24 protein-coding genes are annotated in these 25,711 nt (G+C 61.7%); 13 read left to right on the top strand and 11 right to left on the bottom strand.

Annotation, left to right across the window (positions count from 1 at the left end; genetic code table 11):
• Nucleotides 1–2: 2 nt before the first annotated feature.
• Both C4J94_RS01085 and C4J94_RS01080 read left to right on the top strand, forming a co-directional pair.
• A complete protein-coding gene (locus C4J94_RS01085; RefSeq protein ID WP_124384609.1) occupies nt 3–947 on the top strand; it encodes a LysR family transcriptional regulator in 945 nt (314 codons plus the stop codon).
• A 192-nt stretch (nt 948–1,139) separates the two neighbouring features.
• On the top strand, nt 1,140–2,747 hold the full coding sequence (locus C4J94_RS01080) for an alkaline phosphatase family protein (protein WP_124384608.1): 1,608 nt from the start codon (nt 1,140–1,142) through the stop codon (nt 2,745–2,747).
• Between the two features lie 123 nt (nt 2,748–2,870).
• Here the strand turns inward: C4J94_RS01080 and C4J94_RS01075 are convergent, their stop codons facing one another.
• Entirely contained in the window at nt 2,871–3,776 is a 906-nt protein-coding gene (locus C4J94_RS01075; RefSeq protein WP_124384607.1) for a TauD/TfdA family dioxygenase, read from the bottom strand.
• 181 nt (nt 3,777–3,957) lie between these two features.
• Here C4J94_RS01075 and C4J94_RS01070 point away from each other — a divergent pair, with 181 nt between their 5' ends.
• Nucleotides 3,958–4,878 (top strand): LysR family transcriptional regulator, encoded by a 921-nt coding sequence (locus C4J94_RS01070; RefSeq protein WP_124384606.1) that lies wholly within the window; start codon nt 3,958–3,960, stop codon nt 4,876–4,878.
• 105 nt (nt 4,879–4,983) lie between these two features.
• Here C4J94_RS01070 and C4J94_RS01065 read toward each other — a convergent pair whose 3' ends face one another.
• A complete protein-coding gene (locus C4J94_RS01065; protein WP_124384605.1) occupies nt 4,984–5,985 on the bottom strand; it encodes an ABC transporter substrate-binding protein in 1,002 nt (333 codons plus the stop codon).
• Nucleotides 5,986–6,263: 278 nt separating this feature from the next.
• Here C4J94_RS01065 and C4J94_RS01060 point away from each other — a divergent pair, with 278 nt between their 5' ends.
• Nucleotides 6,264–7,838, top strand: a complete 1,575-nt coding sequence (locus tag C4J94_RS01060) for an ABC transporter permease (RefSeq protein ID WP_124384604.1) — start codon at nt 6,264–6,266, stop codon at nt 7,836–7,838.
• Nucleotides 7,835–8,650, top strand: a complete 816-nt coding sequence (locus tag C4J94_RS01055) for an ABC transporter ATP-binding protein (protein ID WP_124384603.1) — start codon at nt 7,835–7,837, stop codon at nt 8,648–8,650. The genes C4J94_RS01060 and C4J94_RS01055 overlap by 4 nt, the downstream gene beginning before the upstream one ends.
• On the opposite strand, the gene C4J94_RS01050 is transcribed toward C4J94_RS01055, so the two are convergent.
• Entirely contained in the window at nt 8,637–9,707 is a 1,071-nt protein-coding gene (locus C4J94_RS01050) for a fatty acid desaturase (RefSeq protein WP_124384602.1), read from the bottom strand. The genes C4J94_RS01055 and C4J94_RS01050 overlap by 14 nt on opposite strands.
• Before the next feature lie 101 nt (nt 9,708–9,808).
• Between C4J94_RS01050 and C4J94_RS01045 the strand changes: the two genes are divergently transcribed.
• Nucleotides 9,809–10,813, top strand: a complete 1,005-nt coding sequence (locus C4J94_RS01045; protein WP_124384601.1) for an AraC family transcriptional regulator — start codon at nt 9,809–9,811, stop codon at nt 10,811–10,813.
• Between the two features lie 110 nt (nt 10,814–10,923).
• Here the strand turns inward: C4J94_RS01045 and C4J94_RS01040 are convergent, their stop codons facing one another.
• Nucleotides 10,924–11,289 carry a response regulator transcription factor gene (locus C4J94_RS01040; protein WP_124384600.1) on the bottom strand — a complete coding sequence of 122 codons (366 nt, stop codon included), beginning with the start codon at nt 11,287–11,289 and terminating at the stop codon, nt 10,924–10,926.
• A gap of 100 nt (nt 11,290–11,389) precedes the next feature.
• On the opposite strand from C4J94_RS01040, the gene C4J94_RS01035 reads away from it, so the two are divergent.
• Complete coding sequence (locus C4J94_RS01035; protein WP_124384599.1) at nt 11,390–11,863, top strand: heme-binding protein; 474 nt, start codon at nt 11,390–11,392, stop codon at nt 11,861–11,863.
• Nucleotides 11,864–11,886: 23 nt separating this feature from the next.
• Nucleotides 11,887–12,297 carry a hydroxyisourate hydrolase gene (uraH, locus tag C4J94_RS01030; RefSeq protein WP_124384598.1) on the top strand — a complete coding sequence of 137 codons (411 nt, stop codon included), beginning with the start codon at nt 11,887–11,889 and terminating at the stop codon, nt 12,295–12,297.
• On the opposite strand, the gene C4J94_RS01025 is transcribed toward uraH, so the two are convergent.
• Complete coding sequence (locus C4J94_RS01025; protein WP_124384597.1) at nt 12,292–12,978, bottom strand: Crp/Fnr family transcriptional regulator; 687 nt, start codon at nt 12,976–12,978, stop codon at nt 12,292–12,294. The genes uraH and C4J94_RS01025 overlap by 6 nt on opposite strands.
• 83 nt (nt 12,979–13,061) lie before the next feature.
• Here C4J94_RS01025 and C4J94_RS01020 point away from each other — a divergent pair, with 83 nt between their 5' ends.
• On the top strand, nt 13,062–13,589 hold the full coding sequence (locus C4J94_RS01020) for a DUF962 domain-containing protein (RefSeq protein ID WP_124384596.1): 528 nt from the start codon (nt 13,062–13,064) through the stop codon (nt 13,587–13,589).
• Between the two features lie 126 nt (nt 13,590–13,715).
• On the opposite strand, the gene C4J94_RS01015 is transcribed toward C4J94_RS01020, so the two are convergent.
• The 6 genes from C4J94_RS01015 to dibA all read right to left on the bottom strand — a co-directional run bounded on the left by C4J94_RS01015 (nt 13,716) and on the right by dibA (nt 20,055).
• Nucleotides 13,716–14,696, bottom strand: coding sequence for a sulfate/molybdate ABC transporter ATP-binding protein (locus C4J94_RS01015; protein ID WP_124384595.1), 981 nt, complete (start codon nt 14,694–14,696; stop codon nt 13,716–13,718).
• Between the two features lie 3 nt (nt 14,697–14,699).
• The gene (cysW, locus tag C4J94_RS01010) at nt 14,700–15,572 is read right to left on the bottom strand and encodes a sulfate ABC transporter permease subunit CysW (RefSeq protein ID WP_124365381.1); all 873 of its coding nucleotides are present in this window, start codon (nt 15,570–15,572) and stop codon (nt 14,700–14,702) included.
• Nucleotides 15,573–15,585: 13 nt separating this feature from the next.
• Nucleotides 15,586–16,404 (bottom strand): sulfate ABC transporter permease subunit CysT, encoded by an 819-nt coding sequence (cysT, locus tag C4J94_RS01005; RefSeq protein WP_065949976.1) that lies wholly within the window; start codon nt 16,402–16,404, stop codon nt 15,586–15,588.
• Nucleotides 16,405–16,582: 178 nt separating this feature from the next.
• Complete coding sequence (locus C4J94_RS01000; RefSeq protein WP_124384594.1) at nt 16,583–17,593, bottom strand: sulfate ABC transporter substrate-binding protein; 1,011 nt, start codon at nt 17,591–17,593, stop codon at nt 16,583–16,585.
• 63 nt (nt 17,594–17,656) lie between these two features.
• A complete protein-coding gene (gene oscA, locus C4J94_RS00995) occupies nt 17,657–17,839 on the bottom strand; it encodes a sulfur starvation response protein OscA (RefSeq protein ID WP_060755534.1) in 183 nt (60 codons plus the stop codon).
• 302 nt (nt 17,840–18,141) lie between these two features.
• Nucleotides 18,142–20,055: a phosphodiesterase DibA gene (gene dibA, locus C4J94_RS00990; protein ID WP_124384593.1), complete on the bottom strand. Its 1,914-nt coding sequence runs from the start codon at nt 20,053–20,055 to the stop codon at nt 18,142–18,144.
• A 166-nt stretch (nt 20,056–20,221) separates the two neighbouring features.
• Between dibA and desA the strand changes: the two genes are divergently transcribed.
• From desA to C4J94_RS00970, 4 genes are all read left to right on the top strand, one after another.
• A complete protein-coding gene (desA, locus tag C4J94_RS00985; RefSeq protein ID WP_124384592.1) occupies nt 20,222–21,406 on the top strand; it encodes a delta-9 fatty acid desaturase DesA in 1,185 nt (394 codons plus the stop codon).
• A 188-nt stretch (nt 21,407–21,594) separates the two neighbouring features.
• A complete protein-coding gene (locus C4J94_RS00980; protein WP_124384591.1) occupies nt 21,595–22,596 on the top strand; it encodes a sensor domain-containing diguanylate cyclase in 1,002 nt (333 codons plus the stop codon).
• A 173-nt stretch (nt 22,597–22,769) separates the two neighbouring features.
• A complete protein-coding gene (locus C4J94_RS00975; protein ID WP_124384590.1) occupies nt 22,770–24,749 on the top strand; it encodes an FAD-dependent oxidoreductase in 1,980 nt (659 codons plus the stop codon).
• 74 nt (nt 24,750–24,823) lie between these two features.
• Nucleotides 24,824–25,711 (top strand): nitrilase family protein, encoded by an 888-nt coding sequence (locus C4J94_RS00970; RefSeq protein WP_124384589.1) that lies wholly within the window; start codon nt 24,824–24,826, stop codon nt 25,709–25,711.

Genomic DNA, 25,711 nt, shown 5'->3' with positions numbered 1-25,711 from the left:
AAATGCATATCGATCTGCGCCAACTTCGACACTTCATCGCCCTCGCCGAACAACGCAGCTTTGTCGCGGCGGCGTTGACGGTGAACCTGTCGCAATCGGCCTTCAGCCGCAGTATCCAGGCCCTGGAACACAGCGCCGGATGCCAGTTGGTGGACCGCGGCCGCAAAGACTTGGCGCCGACCAAACAAGGCCTGGTGCTGCTCGAACATGCGCGGCGCCTGGTCAGCGGCGCGCAGCAACTGGCGAACGAAATCAGCCAGTTCAACGGCCTTGAGGCAGGAGAACTGCGCTTTGGCTGCGGCCCGGCGCCGGCGGGCGGCTTGATCCCCCGCGCCATCGGCAGTTTTATCGGGCGCTACCCCAAGGCCCGCGTGCAGTTCCAGGTAGACGACTGGGAAAGCCTGAGCAAACGCCTGCTCAGCGAAGAGTTCGAATTCTTCGTCGCCGACACCCGCCACTTCGAAGCCAACCCCGACTATCACACCCATCGCCTGCGCCCGCGCCGCTGGTACTTCTGCTGCCGCATCGGCCACCCCCTCGCCGCCCGCGACAGCGTCAGCGCCGCCGAACTGATGAGCTATCCCCTGGCCGTCACCATCCGTCCGCCGAACCTGCGCAAAGTCATCGTCGACCTCAGCGGCCGACCGGATTACCTGCCCAATGTCGAATGCGAAAACGGCTACGGCCTGCTAGGAGTAGTACTGCGCTCGAACGCCATCGGCATCGTCAGCGCCAACAGCGACGTACTGCAAATGGCCCGGGGCGAATTGGTGTGCTTGAAGATCGACGGCCTGGATGAAAACCTGGAGGAGCGTTACACCCGCTACGGCATCGTCAGCCGAGCGGGGTATCGATTGTCGCCGCTGGCGGAGGCGATGATTGAGCAGATCAAGGAAATTGATGAGCAGGATGAAGACATGTGTACGCTGGAGAATGTCGCTGTGTGAACCGACGCCATCGGGGGCAAGCCCCCTCCCACATTTGAAATGCATTTCAAGTGTGGGAGGGGGCTTGCCCCCGATGGCGTCGGTATCAACACCCATGCATTTGCTGCATCAACCCCAGTCCCCAAATGCACTTGCCAGTGCCCCTCCCAAACAGCGAAAAAACCTCACCTGTCCTCCATTCGGTGAGCCTTCATGTCCCAGCCCCAACCCGTGCACAATGTGCTGTACATCATGTGCGATCAACTACGCCGCGATTACCTGTCGTGCTATGGCCATGCGCATTTGCACACCCCAAATATCGACCGCCTCGCCGCAGCAGGCGTGCGTTTCAGCCGTGCCTATACCCAAGGCACCATCTGCGGGCCGTCGCGGATGTCGGCGTATACCGGACGTTATGTCAGTAGCCATCAGGTGGCGTGGAATGCCGTGCCGCTGCCGCTGGAAGAGCTGACCATCGGCGACTACCTGCGCCCCCACGGCATCCGCACCGCGCTGGTGGGCAAGACCCACGCCACGCCGAATCTGGATGCCCTGCAACGCTTGAACATCGACCCTGACAGCGCCCAGGCCGAACCGCTGAATGAAGTGGGCTTCGACACCTATTTCCGTCACGACGGTATCTACCCCGACAGCCCGCTGTTCGAGGATAAACGCGAGTCGGCGCCCTACACTCACTACCTGCGCGAGCAGGGCTACGGCGGTAGCAACCCGTGGCATGAATGGGCCAACGCCGCACAGGGTGAAAACGGTGAAGTGCTCAGCGGCTGGCACATGCGCAACGCCGGGTTGCCGGCGCGGGTAGCCGAGCAGCATTCGGAGACGGTCTACACCACCGACCGCGCCATCGACTTTATCCAGGAGCAGGCCGAGCAACCCTGGTGCCTGCACCTGTCCTACATCAAGCCGCACTGGCCCTACATCGCACCGGCGCCGTATCACGCGTTGTATGGCGCCGAACATATACAGGCGCCGATTCAACCGGGGCAGACCAGCGATCACCCGGTGTACCAGGCGTTTCGTCAGCACCAGGAGAGCGTGAATTTCTCTCGCGACGAGGTGCGGCTCACGGTAGTTCCCACCTACATGGGGCTGATCAAACAGATCGACGACCAGCTCGGGCGGCTGTTCGATTTCCTGCAAAGCAACGGGCGCTGGGATGACACGCTGATCGTGTTCACCAGCGACCACGGCGACTTCCTGGGTGATCACTTCCTCGGTGAAAAAGAGTTTTTGCTGGAGCCGGCGGTGGGCATTCCGTTGATCGTGCGTGACCCGCGCCCCAGTGCCGATATCAGCCGCGGCACGGTGGACGAACGTCTGGTGGAAACCATCGATGCGCTGCCGACCTTTCTCGACGCCCTGGGCCTGCCCGCTGCCGATCACCGCCTGGAAGGCCGCTCGCTGATTCCGCTGCTGCAGGGTGAGCAGATACCTTGGCGTGACTATGCAATTGCCGAATACGACTACGCCTTCCAGGCCCCGGCCCGCGAGCGCCTGGGCCAGCCGATCGACCGTTGCCGCATGACCATGGTGCGCAGCGAGCGCTGGAAATACCTGGCGTACGACGGCTTCCGCCCGCAGCTGTTCGACCTGCAAAACGACCCACAGGAACTGCACGACCTCGGCGCCGACCCGGCCTATGCCGAGGTGCGCGAGACACACTTGGATTATCTGTTCGACTGGCTGCGCGGCTTGAAGCGGCGCACGACCATCAGCCACACGGAGATTGAAGTGCGTGGCCAATGGTTTCGCTATGGGGAGCCTGAGGCGGAGAAGGTCGTGCAGATCGGCGTCTGGTAGAACGACACAGGTCTAAATGTGGGAGGGGGCTTGCCCCCGATTGCAGTGGGTCAGTCACAGGTGCAGTGGCTGACACTCCGCTATCGGGGGCAAGCCCCCTCCCACATTTGGATCTCTGTGAATTCAAAGGCCTTTGGTGGTCTGGCTGCGCTGCCCTTGTACACCCACCGGCACATCGCCTTTGAGGGTCACCCGGCGCACGATACGTTCCTGGGTGCCGTAGTCGTCCACCGCGTAATGCTGGGTGGCGCGGTTGTCCCAGATCGCCACGTCACCGCTGTTCCAGCGCCAGCGCACGGTGTTTTCCAGGCGGGTGACGTGGCTTTGCAGCAGGTTGAACAGTTGCGTCGAGTCGGCCTGGGAGTAGCCCTTGAGGCGTTTGACAAAATGCCCCAGCAGCAAGGTTTTCTCGCCGCTGACCGGATGCACGCGCACCACCGGATGCTCGGTTTCATACACCGTCGAGGTGAACACCTTGCGGTATTCCTCAAGCCTTTCCACCGCCACATCCGGCTTGCGCGCGGCGTAGTCGTATTCGTTGCTGTGGACGGCCCACAGGTTGTCCGCCAGGGCGCGCAGTTCGACGCTGAGGTCGTTGTAGGCCGTCGCCGTGTTGGCCCAGACGGTATCGCCACCGGAGGTCGGCGCCAGCACCGAACGCAGGATCGAGGCCTTGGGGTAGGCATCGACGAAGGTCACGTCGGTGTGCCACGAATTGGCGCGCTGGCCGCGGGTGCCGTCCAGCTCCATCAGAAAGCGCGTGCCATCGCGTACCGGCACGGTCGGGTGCGCAATCGGCTCGCCGAGCAGGTGGGCGAAGGCTTCCTGGCTCTGGTCATCGAGGTGGGTCTGCTCGCGAAAGAAGATTACTTTGTACTGCACCAGCGCCTGCTGGATGGCGTCGACCGTGGCGGCATCGAGGTGACCGGACAGTTTGATGCCACGAATCTCGGCGCCAATGCGGCCGGCGACCGGGTGAATCTCCAGTGCCTGGGCGATGGGTTGAACAGCTAATGCGGCGTTGCTCATTGTGATGACCCTCGTGTGCCTGCGGATGGTGGAACGCTCGCCGGCAACGCTCTATCCATATGCATTTTAGATCTAGCAAATGAACAAGTGCTTCGTTGACGGAATAAGAGCTTGCATTTAAAACCTCAGCTGCGTCGCTCGCAAATGCCTTCGACCTATTTTTCAAATGCCGGGAATGCATATGGATCTTCGTCAACTGCGCTACTTCATTGCCCTTAACGAACACCGCAGCTTTGTGCGCGCGGCGGACGCCATGGGCATCACGCAACCGGCGTTCAGCCGCAGCATCCAGGGGTTGGAACAGGAGTTCGGCTGTGTGCTGGTGGACCGTGGCCACAAGGACCTGCGCCCGACGCCGGAAGGCCAGGTGGTGCTGCAACATGCCCTGAGCCTGGTGCATGGCGCCGCCTTGCTGAGCAGTGAAGTCACGCGCATGACCAAGCTCGATGCCGGCGACCTGCGCTTCGGCTGCGGCCCCGCGCCGGCGGTAAAGCTGGTGCCGGATGCGGTGGCGCGGTTTATCGGTGCGCACCCGAAAATCCGCACCCGCTTCCAGGTGGATAACTGGGAAACACTCAGCCGCGCATTGAGCCGCGAGGAGATCGAATTCTTCATTGCCGACATCCGTCAGTTCGAAGCCGACCCGAACTTCCAGACCCGAGCGCTGACGCCCAAGCGCGGCGTGTTTTTCTGCCGCCCCGGGCACCCGTTGCTGGCCAAGGACAGCCTGTCGACCAATGACATGTTCGACTACCCGCTGGCCGCGCCGCTGATCTCCCAGGGCATTCGCAAACTGCTGGCGAACCTGAGCGGGCGCATGGACTTTTCACCGAGCATCCAGACCGAGCATTTCCCGGCGCTGGTAAAGATTGTGCTGCAGTCCAATGCCATCGGCGTGGGCACCGAGGAAGCCTTTGCCGAGGACATCGCCCGAGGGGCGCTGGTGCTGCTGCACTGGCGCAACTTGCCGCAGAACCTGGAGACCTTGAGTGCGCGCTGCGGGATTGTCAGCCGTACCGGGTCGCGCTTGTCGCCGGCGGCCAAGGCGATGATTGAGACGTTGCTTGAGGTGGACAGGCAGGAGGTGAGTGTGGCGGTTTGAAGGGCCTCATCGGGGGCAAGCCCCCTCCCACATTGGAACTGCGAATACATTCAAAGTGTGGGAGGGGGCTTGCCCCCGATAGCTATAGCCCAGGCACCACCCAGCTTAAAGCCCCGCCGCCACCAACCCAGGCGCCACCCAGTCACTCACCTGAAACGACCGGCGAATCAGCTTCTCCTGGGAGGCCAGGTCCACCGCATCCTGCAATTTGCCAAGAAACGCCGGATCAAGGGTCGCCGGGAAAATCGCGCTGAGCTGCTGGTCTTTCAAATCATTGGTCAGGATCACCGGCGGGTAACTGGCCAGCCCCGACACCAGCTCGATGTAGGCCTGCTTGTTGTTGTCATCGGTCAACCACTGCACCGCCTGCTGCTGGGCCTTGAGCAGCTTGGCCACCGCGTCGGGATGCTCGTCGACAAACTGTTTGCTGCCTACCAGTACCGCCTGGATGCTGCCGGCGCCGCCAAGGTCCTTGGTGGTGAGGGCTATTTCGGCCAGCCCCTTGGCTTGCAGCGCGGTCAGGTTCGAGCCGCCCCACGTCGCGTCGATCTGCTTGGCGGCCAGCGCCGCACCGGCCGCGTTGAAGTCCAGGTTGATGACTTTCAGGTCTTTCTCGTTCAAGCCCTGGCTCGCCAGTGCGCTGTCGAACGACAACTGGCTGGCCGTGCCGCGAAACACCGCGACGCGCTTGCCCTTGAGGTCTTGCAGGGTCTTGATGCCCGAACCCGGCACCACGCCGAGGTACTGCTTGATGTCTCGCGCCGTTGCGCTGAGCAAGCGGGTGTCCAGGCCATTGGAACGGCCGATGATGGCCGCCAGGTCGCCCAGGTAGGCGAGGTCCACCTGGCCATTGGCGAAGGCTTCGTTGATCACCGGGCCTGCGCCCTTGAAGTAATTCCACTGGATCTTGATGCCTTGGTCGGCGAAGGCCTTTTCGAAGATCTGCTGCTCGCGCAACACATCGGTGATGCCACCGCCACTGTGTTGGGTTCCGGCGCTGAGGTCAGGCACGGCAATGCGTATCTCCTTGAGCTCGGCGGCGTGCACCAGGCCCGCCAGCGCGGTGCCTGCGAACAGCGTGATCAGACGTTTGAAGGGCAGTTTCATAAGCGCAGCTCCTGGTGGGCGACGGTCGCCTGGGGAGCTGAAAGTAGGCATAGCCTGATGAAAACTTTAAATACTATAAATTCACAATTTAATAGCTTTTGGAACTATGCGAGCCAAACCGCAGGCTGCAGCGGACTATGCATAAACAACATCGAAAATATTCTTCGAATGCATTGGATGCGTGCCGGGCGCGGGCTTTAAATGGCTTCTCTTATCCCCCAATCATCTTGATTACGCTTTTATAAGATCGAAATCACATAACGAAACGGAGGTCGTCAATGGCCCGAACCGCACGGTTGAGCCTGCCTCTTGCCACGCCCATGCTGCGCTGGCCGTCGCTCAGCCCCTGGCTGTTGCCGCTGACGCTGTTCGCCCTGTGGTGGCTGGCCAGCCGCAATCACTGGATGAGCGAGCAGATCCTGCCGCCGCCGTCACTGGTGTGGAGCAGCGCGGTGGAACTGGCGGGCGGCGAGTTATGGAGCCATTTGGCAATCAGCCTGCAACGCTTGTGCTGGGGCTTGCTGGCGGGCATCAGCGCCGGGGCCTTGCTCGGCGCCTGGCTGGGCTTCAGCGCGCGCGCCGAGCGCCTGGTGTTTCCCACCTTCAGCGCGTTGTCGCAGGTGCCGACCCTGGCGTGGATCCCGCTGTTCATGGTGTTTTTCGGCATCGGCGAGACGCTGAAACTGGTGGTGCTGGTCAAGGCGATTGTGGTGCCGGTGACCCTGCATACGCTGGTCGGCGTGCGCGACGCCCAGCCCCAATTGCGTGAAGCCGCACGTGTGCTGCGCCTGCCCACCCATCTATTGATCCGCCGGCTGATTCTGCCGGCGGCGCTGCCGGCGTTCATGGCCGGTGTACGCCTGGCCCTGGCGGCCGGTTGGACGTCGCTGCTGGCGGTGGAGTTGCTGGCCTCCAGCGAAGGCATCGGCTACCTGATGGTGTGGGCACGCCAGTTGTTCATGCTCGACATCGTCTTCGTGTGCATCGTGGTCATCGGTGTGCTGGGCGTGCTGATGGACCGGGGCGTTGGCTGGCTGGACCGCCACTGGGTGCACTGGCCGCATCCAGCCACGGCGCAGATCCGGCGCGGCCCGCGTTACCAGGGCTGGCAACGCCTGCAGCCGTGGCTGCTGCCGCTGTTGTTGCTGGCGCTGTGGCAGGTGACGACACAGCAGGGCTGGGTCGACGCGAATATTCTGGTAAGCCCATGGACCGTGCTGCACACCACCGTCAGCGGTGTGGTGGATGGCACGTTGTCCGGCGCGCTCGGCAAAAGCCTGGGGCGCACGCTGGGCGGCTTGATCCTGGGCGGCAGCCTGGGGTTTGCGGTGGGCTTGTGGCTGGGCTTGTCAGCGCGCAGTGAGCGAGTGCTCGGCCCTACCCTCGCCGCGTTGCGCCAGATCGCCATCTTCGCCTGGGTGCCGCTGCTCACGGCCTGGTTTGGCCTGGGAGAACTGGCCAAGTGGGTGTTTATCGGCCTGGCGGCGTTCTTCCCCTTGTTTATCGCCACCCAGCGCAGCGTGTTGAACCTGTCAGCGCAACTGAGCGAAGCCGCGCAGGTGCTGCGCCTGAACCTGTTCCAACGGCTGCGCCGGCTGATTCTGCCCGGCGCGGCAGCAGGGATTTTCGCCGGCCTGCGCCTGAGCCTGATCTACGCCTGGCTGGGCACCATCGGCGCGGAATACTTCATGCCGTCCAACGGCGGTATCGGCAGCCTGATGATCGGCGCCCAACAGCTGTTGCGCATGGACCTGATCATGAGCGGCATGCTGCTGGTGGGCCTCACCGGCGCCACCCTCAACCTTATCGGCCAACGCCTTGAAAACCGCGCCACACGCTGGAGACACGCATGAACGCACCGATTGTCAGCTTCAACCATGTGGGCAAGTCTTTCGATGTGGACGGCTTCGAATTGGAGGCCATCCGCGAGTTCAACCTGGCGATTGCCGAGGGCGAGTTCGTGGCGATTGTCGGCGCCAGCGGTTGCGGCAAATCCACCCTGCTGCGTTTGCTGGTGGGCCTGGACACGCAGTTTCGCGGCGAGATCCAGGTTGACGGTAAACCCGTGGACGGCATCGGTGGCGAACGCGGCATTGTGTTCCAGGAACACCGCTTGTTTCCCTGGCTGACGGTGGCGCAGAACATCGGCCTGGGCCTGGTCAATGAGCCGTTGAGCGAGGCCGAGCGCAACCGACGCATCAGCGACTTCATCGACCTGGTGGGCCTGTCCGACTTCACCCGCGCCTATCCCCACCAACTGTCCGGCGGCATGGCGCAACGGGTGGCGATTGCCCGCGGCTTGGTGGCCAGCCCACGGATTCTGCTGCTGGACGAACCCTTCGGCGCGCTGGATGCGTTGACTCGCCAGCAGATGCAGGACGAACTGCTGGCGATTCGCGCCCGTGCCAGCATCACCACGGTGCTGGTGACTCACGATGTGGAAGAGGCGATTTTCCTCGCCGACCGCGTGGTGGTCATGGAGCCGCGGCCAGGGCGGATCAAGCAGGTCGTGCATATTGACCTGGCGCATCCGCGCCAGCGCAGCAGCTTTGAATTCCACCAACTGCGCGAAGAACTGCTGCATGAGCTGACCAGCGACGATCACTACCAGCCGCCGCCGCGCGAACAGATCCGCGACCTGCCGCTGGCGTTTATCGCTTGCTGAACGCGAGTTCGCTGCGTGGCTGATCCTGGGGTTCCAACCGATTGGCCCGGGCAAACGTGCCCAAGTCATTGAAGCGCACACCCATCTCGGCCATGACCTTGTGCGCCACCTTGGCGGTCATCTGGCGGATGTAGAACGGTTCCTTCACCACGAAATGGTGAATGCCGTGGGTGCTGCCGAAATTGAAACAGAACGCCTGCAACGGCCACATCCACCAGGGGTTGAGCACCTGGGTCTGCTGGATCACATTGCCCAGCTCCACGTCGCCGTAGTAATGCATGTTGGAGCTGACAAAGTGCAGGCAGAAGGTGCGCAGCACGTTGGGGCCGATGATCACCACGGCAGCGATGTCGATGACCTGCATCACCTGCAGCGTGCCGGCTGACCAGGCGATGGGCGCGCCCATCAGGCTGGCGATGCCGTTGGCGGCATGAAAGCCCAGGAACACATACCAGGCGCCCCAATGCAGCAGCGCCAGCGGTGCGTACACCCGCAGCACACGCTTGAAGATACTGAACCGGTGCGGCCAGGTCTTGGCGCGCAGCAGGCGGATCAGCGCCGACATCATGTTGTCGCCCACCATCAGCAACCGCGCGATGCCCCACGGCTCGCCGTTGGTGATAGCGCGCTCTTCCATATCGGCCTCGGTGCCGGACACCTTGTGGTGGTTGAGGTGCAGGTGGCGGCGAATCCACGGGTTGATGGTGCTCGGCCGCGCCAGCCACACCAGGCCCATCATCAGGTTGTGCGGCACGCGCTGCTTGCGAAAGTACATGCTGTGGATCAGGTCGTGTTCCAGCTCATGGGTGAGTGAAGCGAAGAAGGCATTGAGCAACAGGCACACCCACCAAGCCATCTGACCATTGATATAGAGCGCCGCCGAACCCAGCATGCCGGCCAGCGCAAACGCCAGGATGCCGGCGCCCAGGGCGTCCTGGTGCAGCAGCCAGGGGTGCCGCTGGCGCAAGCGCGCGCCCTCGGCCAGCACGACATCACGAATATGCGCCGAACGCTGTTGCGCGTTCATCTGCTGGGGGCTTGCAGAAATACCGTCCATGCTTTCATTCTCTTGTGCAGTGATGCCTGCATCTTGCGCCCAACCCTGGCGCAGCACGCTAGCTCCGCACGCCAACCTGTTGACCGCAAGCGCCAATCGCCATGACCGAACCCACGTCTCTCGCCAGCTGGACCCGCGCCCTGCGCAAGCAACTCGATGCCCTGGGCCTCGACAGCGCCGCGCTATGCCGTGAGGCGGGGCTCGACCCGCTGTTGATGGACGACCCGAATGCGCGCTACCCGTTGTCGGCCACCACGCGTCTGTGGGAACTGGCGGTGCAGGCCAGTGGCGATCCGGCGATTGGCTTGCGGGTGTCGAGGTTTGTCAGCCCCACCACCTTTCATGCGCTGGGTTACGCCCTGGTGGCCAGCGGCAGCCTGCGCGAGGTGTTCGAGCGGATCGTGCGCTATCACCAGGTGGTCAGTGATGCCCTGAGCCTGGAGCTGAGCCGTCATGGCGACTGCTACCGGTTTCGCCTGCTGCAACCGCAAGGCAGCCCGGCGCCGGCGCTGGAAGCCATCGATGCGTTTGCAGCGATCTACGTGCGCACTTGCCGCAATCGCCTCGGGCGCGACTACGCGCCGCTGGCGGTCTACCTGCGGCGCCCGGAACCGGCCGACCCCGCGCCCTGGCACACGGTGTTTCGCTCGCCGGTATTCTTCGGCGCCGAGGAAGACCGCCTGGAGTTCGCCGCCCACGACTTCGACAGCCACCTGGACGACGCCAACCCTGAGTTGGCCGAACACAATGAAACCGTACTCAAGCGCACCCTGGCCCAACTGCAGCCGCTGACCTGGGAGCGCAAGGTGCGCGCCACCATCGAGGCGCAACTGCCCGACGGCGAACCCAGCGCGGAGCGCATCGCCCAGGCCTTGCATCTGAGTCTGCGCAGCTTGCAGCGGCACCTGGCGGACGAAGGCTGCCGGTTTGATGCGCTGCTCAATGAATGTCGGCAGAACCTGGCGTTGTTGCACCTGCGCGATGCGCAGTGCTCACTGGCCGAGATCAGCCATTTGCTGGGCTTTGCCGATACCAGCAGCTTCAACCGGGCGTTCAAGCGCTGGACGGGGATGACGCCGGGGCAGTTCAGGGATGGGTTGCGGTAGGCAGGTGTGGGGTGACTGTAATGGCCTCATCGGGGGCAAGCCCCCTCCCACATTTGGAATGCCTTCACCTGTGGGAGGGGGCTTGCCCCCGATAGCGATCGCCCAGACCCTCACCGCCCCCGATCACGCCGCAACACCTTCCTCACCCGCGCCACCAGTTCCTTGGCGTCGAACGGTTTGAGCAAGTAATCGTCTTCATGCAGTTCCAGCCCGCGCAGACGATCTTCAATGCCATTGGGCGTGGTCAGAAACAACAACGGCGTTTCACCGCGCTGGCGAATTTCCTGCTGCAACTTCCAGGCATTCAGGCCCGGCAGCATCACATCCAGGATCACCAGGTCGTACACGGTGCTTTCCACAAAGCGCAGCGCCGCCATGCCGTTGGCCGCGACTTCCACCGTAAAACCGGCCTCGCTCAAGCCCTGGGCCATACGTTGCGCCAGTTGCGGCTGGTCTTCCACTAACAACACGTGCATGCCTTTCCTCTGGGTTTGATTACAAACCTGTCATCAAATTGTGCGGCTTTTGACCACGTCCACTGGCTACCTTGACGGCCTGCCTTCTGGAGCTTTCACCATGTATCGCACTGCTGTGTTTCTAAGCCTCGCCGTGGCGACTGCCGCCCAGGCGACGCCCCAACTGCCACGCCACGCCGAGCTGGACTTACGTACCGCGCGTCAATTGGCCGATGCCAGCCTGGCGCACTGCAACGCCGCGCTGACCGTGCTCGACCGCGGCGGCAATCTGTTGCTGAGCCTGCGCGCCGACGGCGTGGGCCCCCACAACAGCCTCGCCAGCCAGCGCAAGGCGTACACGGCGTTGTCGACCAGAACCCCGACCCGGCTGTTCGCCGAGCGTGCGCGCAACAACCCCGAGGCCGCCAACCTTAACAGCTTGCCCGAATTGCTGTTGCTCGGCGGTGGCGTGCCGCTGTTTGCCGACGCCGAACTGGTCGGCGCGCTGGGCATCGCCGGTGCCGGTGGCGCGCCGCAGGATGAAGCCTGCGCCGTACAAGCCGCCGAGCAATTGGGCTTGAAAATCACCCCTTGAACCGTGTCAAAAAGGACTTCTCGATGAAAACCCTAAGCATGACCCTCGCCGCCTTGAGCCTCAGCGGCCTGTGCAATCTGGCCCTGGCCGCCGGCAACCCGCTGAGCGTGCACGTGCTCAACCTGGAAAACGGCCTGCCGAGCGCCGGCGTCAACGTCACCCTGGAAGAACACGTGGGCGACCAGTGGAAGTCGCTGTCCCAGGGCGTCACCAACCAGCAGGGGCGCATCGCCGAGCTGTTTCCCGCTGACCGCAGCATGAAGCCGGGCGAGTACCGCGTGGTGTTCAAGACCGGTGACTATTACAAAAAAGCCAACCGCGAAACCTTCTTCCCCGAAGTGCCGGTGATTTTCCAGGTCAAGCAGGCCGACCAGCATTACCACATCCCGCTGTTGCTCAGCCCTTACGGCTTCTCCACCTATCGCGGTTCATAGGCCCGCCGCCCGCCGCAGGCCATTGAGGTCGAGGATCTCAATGGCGCCGTAGCTCAGGCCGAGGATGGCCTGCTGTTCCAGCGCCTTGAGCAGGCTGTTGATGGTCTGGCGCGACAGGCCCAGCATCGCCGCCAGGTCTTCCTGGGGCAGCTGCAACACCCGCCGGGCCTGCTCGACCTCGCCGTAACCCTCAGCGATCAGCAGCAGTCGATGGGCCAGTCGCGCCGACGCGGGCATCAGGCTCATCTGCTCAATGTTGATCAGCGACAGGCGCAGTTTGTGGCTCATCAACAAGGCCACCTCGCGCCAGTACGCCGGATGCTGCTCAAGCATGCCGAGCATCGCCGCCTGCGGTACCTGCAACAGTGTGCAAGGCCCCATGGCGAGGGCGTCGTGGGTGCGGGGCAGGTTGTCGAACAGGCAGATCTCGCCGAACCAGTAAGGCGTTTCAACCAGGCTCAACACCGCTTCCTTGCCCTGTGCATTCACCGCGCTGATGCGCACCGCCCCCTCCAGCACCGCATACAGCCCACACGGCGGATCGCCGCGCTTGAACAGCAGCTGCCCCGCCGTCAGCGAGCGCAACCGCGCCGCCGCCAGCAGGCGACGCTGCAGGTGTGCGGGCAGGTGGCGGAACCAGTGGCCGCTGGCTAGCTGCGCGTGCCATTTCGCTGTGTCCATGGGAACTCCGTAGATTGTCGCCCAGTTGACAGTTCAGCACCGACTGACAGGGCATGATCAAACATCCTACAGGAGGAACAAGAATGAAAAGCCTCGTCGATCACCTCAGTCAATACGCCGCCTACCACCGCGACCCGCGCAATATCGCCAGCCATTTCATCGGCATTCCGCTGATCGTGGTGGCGGTCGCCGTGTTGCTGTCGCGCCCCGAATGGTCGGTGGGTGGGCTGTGGCTATCACCGGCGGTGGCGCTGGCGCTGTTTTCGGCGTGGTTTTACCTGCGCCTGGAACTGGCGCTGGGTGGGTTGATGACGCTGCTGATGGGGTTGTCGGTGTGGGCCGGGCACGCGCTGGCGGCGCAGAGCACAACGGTGTGGCTGAGCAGCGGCGTGGGCCTGTTCGTGGTGGGCTGGGTGATCCAGTTTGTCGGGCATTACTACGAGGGCCGCAAGCCAGCGTTTGTGGATGATGTGTCTGGGCTGATCGTGGGGCCGTTGTTTGTGGTGGCGGAGTTGGCGTTTCTGCTGGGGTTGCGGCAGGGCCTGAAACAGCAGATCGAACAGCGCTCGGGGCCTGTGGCCCGCCGAGACCTTAAGCCAAGCGAGGTCTAAATGTGGGAGGGGGCTTGCCCCCGATAGCGGTGTGTCAGTCACTGATGCTCTGGCTGATCCACTGCTATCGGGGGCAAGCCCCCTCCCACATTGTCCCCGTTTTCACATTTGGTTCCGGGGGTGTGCTCAGGCCTTTTGCCAGACCTTGGGTTTGAAGAACAGGGTTTCGCCGCGGGCCAGGCCGGTGAGGCTGTCGTGGTCTTTTACCACTTCGGCTTCGATCAGCTCGGGTTGGCCTTCGACTTTCAAGGTCACCCGCGTGGTGGCGCCCAGCGGCCGGATGTCCCGCACTTCAGCGGCGTGGTGGTCCTCAAGCTCATGCCGCGACAGCGACACTTCATGGGGGCGGAACAGCAGGTGTTTGTCTTCGCCCAGGTGCAGACGGTTCGAGTCGCCCAGGAAGTGGTACACAAAATCGCTGGCCGGGTTTTCGTAGACGTCGCCCGGTGAGCCGATCTGCTCGATCACGCCCTTGTTCATCACCACGATGCGGTCAGCGACTTCCATGGCCTCTTCCTGGTCGTGGGTCACGAACACCGAGGTCAGGTTGATGTCTTCGTGCAAGCGCGCCAGCCAGCGGCGCAGTTCCTTGCGCACCTTGGCATCAAGGGCGCCGAAGGGTTCGTCCAGCAGCAGCACTTTAGGCTCCACCGCCAAAGCGCGGGCCAGGGCGATACGCTGGCGCTGGCCGCCGGAAAGTTGTTCCGGGTAGCGATCAGACAGCCAATCGAGTTGCACCATGTTCAGCAGTTCGTGAACCTTGCTCGCGATCTGGCTTTCGGTGGGGCGTTGATTCTTGGGCTTCATGCGCAGGCCGAAAGCCACGTTGTCGAACACGGTCATGTGGCGGAACAGTGCGTAGTGCTGGAACACAAAGCCGACGTTGCGATCGCGCACGTCGTGGCCGGACACGTCTTCACCGTGGAACACGATGCTGCCGTCATCCGGGGTTTCGAGCCCTGCGATGATACGCAGCAAGGTGGTCTTGCCGCAGCCGGACGGGCCCAGCAACGCCACCAGCTCGCCACTCTGGATATCCAGGTTGATGCTGTCCAGGGCCTTGAAGGCGTTGAAGTTCTTGCTGACATTACGGACTTCGATCGACATGACTTATTCCTCACCGGCGCTGTTGCGCAGGCGGTTGATTCGGTTCTCGCTCCACTGCTTGAGCAGCAGGATGAAGAGCGCCAGGATCAGCAACAGGCTGGCCACCGCGAAGGCGGCGACGTGGTTGTATTCGTTGTAGAGAATCTCGACGTGTAGCGGCAGCGTGTTGGTCACGCCACGGATGTGGCCGGACACCACCGACACCGCGCCGAACTCACCCATGGCCCGTGCGGTACACAGCACCACGCCGTAGATCAGGCCCCACTTGATGTTCGGCACGGTGACATGCCAGAACATCTGCCAGCCGTTGGCACCGAGCAGGCGCGCCGCTTCTTCTTCCTGGGTGCCCTGCTCCTGCATCAGCGGGATCAGCTCACGGGCCACGAAGGGCACGGTGACGAAGATGGTCGCCAGCACGATACCGGGCAAGGCGAACACGATCTGGATGTCATGCGCCTGCAACCACGGCCCGAAAAAGCCCTGGGCGCCAAACATCAGCACGTACACCAGGCCGGCAATCACCGGCGAGACCGAGAACGGCAGGTCGATCAGCGTCACCAGGATGCTTTTGCCACGGAACGAGTACTTGCTCACGCACCACGCGGCGCTGACGCCGAACACCAGGTTGAGCGGCACCGAAATCACCACGGCGATCACCGTGAGTTTCAGCGCCGACAGGGCGTCCGGTTCAAGGATCGCGGTGAAAAACGCGCCGAGGCCGTTCTTCAAGCCCTGGGACACCACGATCAACAGCGGCAGCAGCAGGAACAGCGCGAACACCAGCCAGCCAAGGCCGATCAGGATGCGTCGCGAGGTGGCACTGCCACGCCGAGCGGCGTTGGCCGAGGACGCGGCGGAAATAGACGATTGGGACATGTTCCGCGCCTCCTTATGGACGTTCGATGCGCCGCTGCAACAAGTTGATCAGCAGCAGCAGGACAAAGGAAACCACCAGCATCAGCACACCAATGGAGGTGGCGCCGCGGTAGTCGTACTGGTCGAGCTTGACCATGATCAGCAACGGCAGAATCTCGGTTTTCATCGGCATGTTGCCGGCGATGAAAATCACCGAACCGTACTCACCCACGCCACGGGCGAAGGCCAGCGCGAAACCGGTCAGCCAGGCGGGCAGCAGCGCCGGCACCAGGATATGGCGGAACACCTGCAGCGGCTTGGCGCCCAGGCAGGCGGCGGCTTCTTCGACTTCGCGGGGAATGTCGGCAAGCACCGGCTGCACCGTGCGCACGACGAAGGGCAAGGTGACGAAGGTCAGCGCCAGCGTGATACCCAGCGGGGTGTAGGCGATCTTGAAACCCAGGTCGGCGGCGAACTGGCCAACCAGCCCATTGGGCGCATACAGCGCGGTCAAGGCGATACCGGCCACGGCGGTGGGCAAGGCGAACGGCAGGTCGATCATCGCATCGATGATCTTGCGTCCGGGGAAGGTGTAGCGCACCAACACCCAAGCCAGCAGGGTGCCGATCACGCCGTTGATCAGCGCGGCGTACAACGCGGTGCTGAAGCTGAGCTTCAACGCGGCCAGCACGCGGGGGGCGGAAATGATGTTCCAGAACTGATCCCAGGTGAGTTGAGCGGCGTGTACGAACATCGCCGCCAGCGGGATGAGTACGATCAGGCTGAGGTACACCACGGTGTAGCCCAGCGTCAGCCCGAAGCCGGGTATGACGGGGGAGATACGACGCGACATAAGAGTCCTTGGTTAGCGGAACGGATATGCAAAACCCGCAAATGAATGCGGGCTCTCCTGACCACTGTAGGAGCGAGCTTGCTCGCGAAGATCGTCAACGATAACGCGGGCGGTCTGTTTGCACGCGGTGCCTTGAAGTTTTTCGCGAGCAAGCTCGCTCCTACAGTGATCGGTGTTGTTACTGCGCCGTGTAGATCTGGTCGAACACGCCACCGTCGTTGAAGAATTTCGGTTGGGCAGTTTTCCAGCCGCCGAAGTCTTTGTCGATAGTCACCAGGTCCAGTTTAGGGAACTGTTGGGCGTATTTGGCGGCGACTTTCTCATCGCGTGGGCGGTAGAAGTTTTTCGCCGCAATCTCCTGGCCAGCCGGGCTGTACAGGTGCTTGAGGTATTCGGTGGCGATCTCGGTATTGCCCTTTTTCTCAGCGTTCTTGTCAACCACGGCCACCGGCGGCTCCGCGAGGATCGACAGGGAAGGCACGACGATGTCGAACTTGTCGGCGCCGCCGTCTTCCTTGAGCGCCAGGAACGCTTCGTTTTCCCAGGCCAGCAGGACGTCGCCCTGACCGTTGTTGACGAAGGTAATAGTGGAACCGCGTGCGCCGGTATCGAGAATTGGCACGTGTTTGAACAGCTCCTTGACGTATTCCTGGGCCTTGGCTTCGCTGCCGCCGGTCTTCAGGCCGTAGGCCCAGGCGGCGAGGAAGTTCCAGCGTGCACCGCCGGAGGTTTTCGGATTCGGCGTGATCACCGAAACGTCTTTCTTGATCAGGTCGCCCCAGTCCTTGATGCCTTTGGGGTTGCCCTTGCGCACCAGGAACACGATGGTCGAGGTGTACGGAGTGCTGGCGTCCGGCAGGCGGGTTTGCCAGTTTTCCGGCAGGGTCTTGCCCAGCTTGGCGATTTCGTCGATGTCGCCGGCCAGGGCCAGGGTCACCACGTCGGCACGCAGGCCGTCGATCACGGCGCGGCCCTGCTTGCCCGAACCACCGTGGGATTGCTGGATCTTGACGTTGTCGCCCGGGTGGGACTGTTTCCAGAAGCTGGTGAATTCAGCGTTGTAGTCCTGGTACAGCTCACGGGTCGGGTCGTACGAGACGTTGAGCAACTCGTAGTCCTTGGCAACGGCGGAACCGGCAAACACGGCACTGGCCAATGCGGCCAAGGCATAACGGCGAATCGACGACATAGAAGCTCCTGAAATTTTTAGTGTTGGCTTTTCTTATAGTTGCGGGTCTATCGCCGTTCCTGCTCAGTTCGGTTTGTTACCCGGGTTCTGCAGACGGAATTTTTCCTTGCGTTCGATCTGTACCACTTGAGCGTTGTGCACAGTGATTTCCACCGCGCCAAACCGCAGATCGCGCAAGGCGCTCTGGATCTCACGCAAAATGGCTGCTTCGTCCTGGCCGTCGACGCTACGTAGAGATGCGCTCATGGTCTCGCTCCTGAAATGAATAGTGCCTGGCAGTGGCGGCACTGCTTGCGGCGTGAGGGCGATAGTAGATAAGCGCGGATATTCTTAAAAATACTATTTAAGAATGTTTATATAACCAGAAAGAATTTTCTGATGGGACGAGGGGTTGCGAGCGGATTTTGCGTTCAATCAGTGAAATTGAGGCGTGACGCAATCCAAATGTGGGAGGGGGCTTGCCCCCGATGGCTGTGGGTCAGGCAAAGCTTATCTAACCTGATGCACCGCTATCGGGGGCAAGCCCCCTCCCACACCCGATCGCATTTTCAAGTTCGAATAGAAGGCGCCCGTGACCAATCGATCTGATGGGCCGGCACCGGCTTGCCAAACCAATACCCCTGGCCCATGTCGCATTCCTGGTCCAGCAGGAAGCGCGCCTGCTCCACTTGCTCGATGCCTTCGGCGTGCACCTGCATGCCCATGCTTTTGGCCAGGGCGATGACCACGCGCACGATGGCGGCGTCGTCTTCGTCCCAGGGCAAGCCGGCGACGAAGCCCTGATCGATCTTGAGTTTCTGCACCGGCAGGCGCTTGAGGCGCAACAGTGAGGAATAGCCGGTGCCGAAGTCGTCAATGGCCAGGCGCAGGCCCAGCTCGCGCAGGCGGTGCAATTGTTCGAGGGCCACTTCCGGGTCGTCCATCACTGCGCTTTCGGTGACTTCCAGCTCAAGGAATGCCGGGTCCAGGCCCGTGTCGTGGAGCACCTGGCCGACTTGTTCATAGAGTTCACGCCGGGCAAACAGGCGGCTGGAGACGTTGATTGCGATAAACCCCAACGGCGCGCCGTCCGCCAGCCATTGGCACATCTGGCGGCAGGCCTGGTCCATCACCCACGCATCGATGTCGGCGATCAAGCCGGTGCGCTCGGCGATGGGGATAAACTCACCCGGCGGCACCAGGCCGCGCTCCGGGTGCTGCCAGCGCACCAGCGCTTCGACGCCCACCAAACGGCTGTCATTGAGGTCGTGCACCGGCTGGTAATGGACGCGCAGTTCCTGCTGGTCGAGGGCACGGCGCAACTCATTGGCAATTTCCACACGGTTTTGCGCGTGAGCGGTCAGTTCCTCGGTGTACAAGGCGTAGCCTTCACGCCCCGCGCTCTTGGCCTTGAACAAGGCAGAATCGGCGTTGCGCAACAATTGCTCGGCGCTCAGCGCATCGCTCGGGAACAGGCTGATGCCGATACTGGCGCTGATGAACAGCTGGTTGCCGTCAAAAATGAACGGTTCTTTCATGGCATCGAGCATGCGCTGCGCCAGGGCCGCAGCCTGCATCACCTGTGGACAACTTTCCGCCAATACGGCGAACTCGTCGCCGCCCAGGCGCGCCAAAGTCACCCCAGGCCCGAACAGCCCCTTGAGGCGCTCGGCCACCAGCTTGAGCAGTTGATCACCCACGTTGTGGCCCAGGCTGTCGTTGATGATCTTGAAGTGGTCCAGGTCCATCAACAGCAACGCACAGCCACGCTTGTGCGCTTGCGCCGAGGCCAGCGCCTGCTCGGCGCGGTCGGTGAACAGCAGGCGGTTGGGCAGGTCGGTCAGCGGGTCGTGGTGGGCCAGGTGGGCCAGTTCGTGTTCGGAGTCCTTGATGGCACTGATGTCCGAAAACACCGCGACATAGTGGCTGATATGGCCCTGGTCATCACGGATTACGCGGATGGTCTGCCACTGCGGGTAGATCTCTCCGCTTTTGCGTCGATTCCAGATTTCGCCGCTCCATTCGCCGTCGTGTTCGAGGGTCTGGAACATCTGTTGATAAAAACTCGACGAATGGCGGCCGGACTTGAACAGGCTGGGTGGCTGGCCCATGACGTCTTCGCGCCGGTAGCCGGTGATCTCTATAAACGCCCGATTGACATGCACGATCAGGCCCCGGGCGTCGGTGACCAACACGCCTTCGCGGGTGCAGTCGAAGACAGCGGCGGCCTGTTGCAGGCGTTCACGGTTTTCTTTCAGAGGTTGTTGCAGCTGGTGGGCGCGGGCAAAACGCACACCCATCAGGTAAATAGCCAAAGCGCTCAGGCCTGCCCAGGCATAGCCGCGCAGTTGCAGCCAATGCGCCAGGGCCTGTGGTTCATCGATAAAGTTGATTAATAGTTGGCGGCTAAGCTGGAGCCATAGAATGGAAATCAGCAGGTATACCAGCCCCGCACGTAGGGCTCCACGGTATGAAAACAGCATATGCTCAGTAATCCTTACCAAAAAAACAGAATCGCCCTACGAAGGCTGGGGATTATAGAATAAGAAACATCCAGTCACTCCTATCTGAAAGGGCGGCTGGTTTTCTCTGTAGGCTTAGTGATAATGCGTGAGCTGTTCTTTACTTTATCTGAGGGCCATACAGCCTATGTGGTACAACGGTTTTCTTGACCTGTCAGCCTGGCAACTGGTGGCAGTCACGTTGTTGATGACCCATGTGACCATTATCGGGGTCACGGTCTATCTGCACCGTTATTCAGCCCATCGCTCGCTCGAGCTCAATGCCGGCCTGAAACACTTCTTCCGCTTCTGGCTGTGGCTGACCACGGCGCAGAACACCCGCGAGTGGACCGCTATCCACCGTAAGCACCATGCCAAATGCGAAACCGTCGATGACCCGCACAGCCCGGTGATCAAGGGCCTGTCCACGGTGCTGCGCAAAGGCGCCGAGCTGTACCGCGCCGAGGCGGAAAACCCCGAGACCCTGCGCATCTACGGCAAGAACTGCCCGGACGACTGGATCGAACGCAACCTCTACACGCCCTACCCGCTGCTGGGCGTGGCGATCATGGGCGTGGTCGACGTACTGCTGTTCGGCACCATCGGCATCACCATCTGGGCGATCCAGATGATGTGGATTCCGTTCTGGGCCGCCGGCGTGATCAACGGCCTGGGCCATGCCGTGGGCTATCGCAATTTCGAATGCCGCGACGCGGCGACCAACCTGGTGCCGTGGGGCATCATCGTGGGTGGCGAAGAGCTGCACAACAACCACCACACCTACCCCAACTCGGCCAAGTTGTCGGTGAAGAAGTGGGAGTTCGACCTGGGCTGGGCCTGGATCAAGGTGTTCAGCTTCCTGCGCCTGGCCAAGGTGCAGCGCGTCGCGCCCATCGCCCACCGCGTCGAAGGCAAGGGTCACCTGGACATGGACACCGCCATGGCGATCCTCAACAACCGCTTCCAGATCATGGCCCAATACCGCAAATTGGTGATCGGCCCGCTGGTCAAGCAGGAGCTGGAGAAGGTCGATCATTCGGTCCGCCACCAGTTCCACCGCGCCAAGCGCCTGCTGTCGCGGGAAACCAGCCTGCTGAGCGATCGCCACCACGTGCGTATCCAAAGCATGCTGGAACACAGCCAGGCGCTGAGCGTGATCTACGAGAAGCGCCTGGCGCTGCAGCAGATCTGGCTCAAGACCAGCTCCAACGGCCACGACATGCTGGCGGCGATCAAGGAATGGGTACACGAAGCCGAGGCCAGCGGTATCCAATCCCTGCGCGATTTTGCGCATCAACTGAAGACCTACTCACTGCGCCCCGCAGCGGTCTGACGCGACTGCGGGAGGGCTCGCCCTCCCGCATACTGGCTTTCTGGCGCCATTTTCCGGGCGCCGCCAATCCAGCCCGTTCACGGAACTTCACCGCAATTCCCCTCTCTCAAAGAACACTTCGCCATCATGGTGACCCCTTGTAGTGACCGCTGTTACATCCTGCGGCGCGCCCAGAGAGAGTTGTTCCGATGGTTCACGAAAAGCCTTGCCCGCCCGATGTGTCCACTGCCCAGCCACCGCGCCCAGCCGCGGCGTCGACCCTGTTGGCGCTGATGCATGCCCAAGGCGAGGTCGAGCGGCTGAGTGAGCGTGAGCAGCTGCTCAGCTCGCTGCTGGTGAGCGTGAATGCCGTGCTGTGGGCCATCGACTGGGAAACCCGCCGCGTGCTGTACGTGAGCCCGGCCTACGAGCGGATATTCGGCCGCAGCGCCGGTTTGCTGTTAGCCGATCATCGGGAATGGCGCAACAGCATCCACCCCGAAGACCTCGATTACGCCGAACACAGCCTGGCCCGCGTGCTGGAACAAGGCGCCGTGGAAGACCGCGAATACCGCATCGTCACGGCCGACGGGCAGATCCGCTGGCTTAGCGACAAGTGCTATATCAACCAGCAGGCCGAGCCGGGCAAGCCGATGATCGTCGTGGGCATGGCGGAGGACATCACCGAAAAGAAGCACCTGGAGCTGGAACTGCATCGCCTGGCCACCACCGATGTACTGACCCAGAGCAGCAACCGCCGGCACTTCTTCGAACTCGCCAACCAGGCCTTTGACAACGCCTGCCTGCAGGGCACGCCGCTGGCGTTTCTGTTGCTGGACATCGATGACTTCAAAGACATCAACGACACTTATGGCCACCTGGAAGGCGACCAGGTATTGCGCCGCATCGCCGAGAGCGGCAGAAGCGTGTTGCGCCGTGGCGACCTGTTCGGGCGCATCGGTGGCGAAGAATTCGCAGCCGTGCTGCCCGGCTGCGCCCCGGAGATGGCCCTGCAGGTGGCCGAGCGCCTGGGCAAGGAAATCCAGGGGCTGAGCTTCAGCGTCGAAGGCCACGCGTTTACCGTGACCGTCAGCCAGGGCCTTGCCAGCCTGCGCGAAGAAGACTCGACGCTGGACAGCCTGTTCGGCCGCGCCGATGCGGCGATGTATGAGGCAAAGCGCCAGGGCAAAAACCGGGTGATCGCCGGTTAGTGCCGATCAAACACAGGAGCGGGGCCACCGTCGAAAGATTGCATGCCCGCGCTACATCTGACGCCAGTCTCCCCACAACGATGTACCACCCTGGCCCCTCCTCGTGTCACTAAATTCACCCTCCATTGCCGCCGGTCATTGCTCACGACCGGCCAGACACTGGAGCGTGAACCATGACCATCGGATCCACCTACGATTACCCCGCCTTAGTCGCCACGCATCTGCCAGCCCACGCGCCCTCCTCATGGCGAGGCCGTTTCCCGAGCCCTCCGGACTTGTGCTTCAACTATCGGAAATTGGTCGAACACGACTTTGGCATCGCCCAGGCAACCCAACCCGATTACAAAATCTGCATCGTCGGCGCGGGCATCACCGGTTTGACCGCCGCGCGGGAATTGCTCCGGTGCGGATTCAAAAACGTCACATTGCTGGAACAGTCTCACCGCATTGGAGGGCGTCACCTATCGGCGCTCAACTCCAGCCAATCGCCACTGCTGGGTCAGACCCCCTTCGAAATGGGCGCCATGCGCATGCCGATGTTCAACCAGGCCGGTGAGTCGCCTTTGGACGGTCAATCGCTGTTGGCCTACTACTGCAAACGCTTCGAACTGCAGCTATCGGACTTCCCTAACCCGGGCACACCCCATGTGCGCAGCACCGGCATTTACCTGCATGAAGGGCTACTTGAGGGGCAGCCAGAGCCGCAAATGCTTATCTGGAAAAACCCGCAGGGTCACACACCGCCGCCAACAGAAAAATTGCAAAAGGTGTATGCCAAGTGGCGCCATTTTGCAGATCAGATGACGCGCCAAGTCGCGCAGATCTATGGCACGCCGCAGTGGGAATCCGTATGGGCCGCCATCGTGGCGCGTTACCAGCGCCTGTCCTTCCGTGATTTGGCAACGTTGGCAAGTGTTACGTGGAACGCCCATATTCCTGAGGACTTTGGCGGGCTCGGCATGACCCGGGAGGAGTCCACCCTGTTCTATTCCATCGGTATCGGCGATGGCAGTTGGGGGGCGTTTTATGACGTGTGCTGCCTTTACCCTTTACGCACGGCGATCTTCGGCTTCAGCAGTCAATTACAACTGGTGCATGGGCGCGTCGGCATTAACGGCAATCCCGCTCCGTCACCGTACTTGGGGCAAACCAGCCTCAAAGACTGCAATGACTTGTCATTCGACGCGCCGCGTTATCTGGGGCTGGCAGCGCTGGATGAGTGCCTGCTGTTTATGGAAACCAAAGTCAACGGCCAGTCCTTTTACGACCACTGCCGAGAACGCGGGAAGGGCTTTCTCACCGATACCTCAGTGACTCGCTTGACCAAGCTTGAAAACGGCCAAACCCGCGTGACCTATGACTGGCACGCCAGCAGCCCTACTGGTAAAGCCGAACGCCATGAAGACTTCGATGCAGTGATCATGACCCTGCCGTCCTGGATTATCGAAACACACATTCAGTTGGAAAATTTCAGCCAGGCCATGCTGCCGTATTCCATCATCAATGCCTACAAAACCGCCCACTGGGAAACCAGCTGCAAGGTCTACGCGCCGCTCAAGAAAAGCTTCCTGTCGAACAACAGAAAAATTCCCCAGATCATGGTCACCGACAGTTTTATCCACGATGTGTACACCTATCGCTACCACGACGCCTATCCCTATGACTGCATCTTGCTCAGTTACACCTGGGAGGATGACGCGACCAAACTGGCCTCTTTTGACGACCAAACACTGGTCAACAAGTGCGTCACGGAACTGGACCGCATCCTGTTACGCAGCGCCAATATCAAAGCGCCGATATCGCCCTACATCGATACACAAAACGCCATTGTCCAACGCTGGATGACCGACAAGAGCGCGCTAGGGTGCGCCAAGCTCTATCGCGCGGGGACTTACTACGACGCTGTCAGCTTGATGCAATACAACCGCGACTATGCCCATATTTGCGGTCTGTATTTGGCCGGCGAATCGTTTTCCGTGGATTCAGGGTGGACCGAGCCGTGCCTGCGCGGCGCCATCGACGCCGTGATCAACCTTTGCAATACCACCCAAGCCGCGTTCAACGGGGGGTTTACCCTGGATGAGTACCCGCAGTACCAGGGGCAGCCGTCAATACAGCAGCTGCCTACGACTCAAGCGGAAACAGCCTACTGACGCATAAACAAAAAAGACTTCCTATTAAACGCCCACCTATTCCGGTGGGCTCATAACAATAAGAGGTCTGCACCATGAACGAGTCCACGAGTCCCGTACGCGTCGCCGTTGTGCAATTTGATCCGCAAGTCGGCACCCACAATCGCCCCTCCAACCTGGAAACCAGCCTGAGCCTTGCCCTGCAAGCGGTGAACAATGGCGCCAATCTGATTGTGCTGCCGGAGTTGGCCAACACCGGTTATCTATTCAACAATCGCCAGGATGCCTATCTGCATGCCGAACCCGTTCCAGACGGTCCGAGCGTACGGGCCTGGATGGATTTCGCCCAGTCTCACCAGGTGCATCTCGTGGCAGGCCTGGCTGAACGTGACGGCATGCAACTGTTCGACACCGCCGTGCTGCTGGGCCCCGACGGCCTGATTGGCAAATACCGCAAAGCCCACCTCTGGAACAAGGAAAAGCTCTGGTTCAGCCCTGGCAACCTTGGATTCCCAGTGTTTGAAACACCCATAGGCCGCATAGGCCTACTGATCTGCTGGGACATCTGGTTCCCCGAAGTCCCACGCATCCTGACCCAGCAGGGCGCCGATATCATTTGCAGCCTGAATAACTGGGTGTGGACCCCGCCACCGCTGTTCGACGAAGCCGGCAAATGCATGGCCTCGTACCTGACCATGACGGCTGCCCACGTCAACAACGTGTTCATTGCTGCCGCCAACCGCATCGGCGAAGAACAGGACGCGCGCTACCTTGGGTGTTCATTGATTGCCGGCACCAACGGCTGGCCTATCGGCAAGGTCGCCTCACCCAATGAGCAGGCGATTATTTACGCCGACATCGACCTCTCCAGCGCCCGCAGCGCGCCGATCTGGAACAGCCTCAATGACCTGCAACGGGATCGTCGCAGCGACCTGTATGACGGGATGCTCGGTTACCGCCTTCACCCGTGCCTGCCACGCTGA

Source organism: Pseudomonas sp. R5-89-07, from assembly GCF_003851685.1.
Taxonomy (GTDB): domain Bacteria; phylum Pseudomonadota; class Gammaproteobacteria; order Pseudomonadales; family Pseudomonadaceae; genus Aquipseudomonas.
Note: the sequence above shows the minus strand (reverse complement) of the source record. Positions and strands in the feature narration are given on the sequence as shown.